At 67.0% G+C, this 503-nt stretch carries 1 pseudogene; it reads left to right on the top strand.

Going from position 1 to position 503, the window contains the following annotated elements:
• A pseudogene (locus J1G35_RS31255) lies at positions 1-503 on the top strand (type VI secretion protein VasK); the annotation flags it as partial.

Here is a 503-nt window from a genome sequence, read left to right as displayed (position 1 = left end):
GCTGGACAAGAGCAACAACGACGGCTTGAGCCTCCAGGCCTACCTCACCCGGGTGACACGGGTGCGCTTAAAACTCCAGCAAGTCAGCTCCACACCCGACCCGCTGGAAATGACCCAGGCCCTGGCGCAAACCGTGTTTCAAGGGCGCCGCATTGACCTCACCGACACCCAGGCCTACGGCAGCCTGCTGGCCGCCAGCCTCGGCGCGCAGTGGAGCGGGGCGGCGCAGACGCTGTTCGTGCAGCCTCTGGAACAGGCCTGGCAGCGGGTCTTGCAACCGTCGGCCGCGGGCCTGAACAGCCAGTGGCAGCGCTCCATCGTCAGCCAGTGGAACACGGCCTTCGCCAGCCGCTACCCGTTTGCGGCCACGGCCAGTGACGCCTCGCTGCCGATGCTGGGGCAGATGATCCGCGCGGACTCCGGGCGCATCGAGCAGTTTCTACAGCGGCAATTGAGCGGCGTGTTGCGCAAGGAGGGCAGCCAGTGGGTTGCGGATCCACGTC

It is taken from the genome of Pseudomonas sp. SH10-3B (assembly GCF_019891415.1).
In the GTDB taxonomy this organism is placed as follows: domain Bacteria; phylum Pseudomonadota; class Gammaproteobacteria; order Pseudomonadales; family Pseudomonadaceae; genus Aquipseudomonas.
The sequence above is the reverse complement of the archived record's forward strand: the minus strand, read 5'-3'. Positions and strand labels throughout refer to the sequence as shown.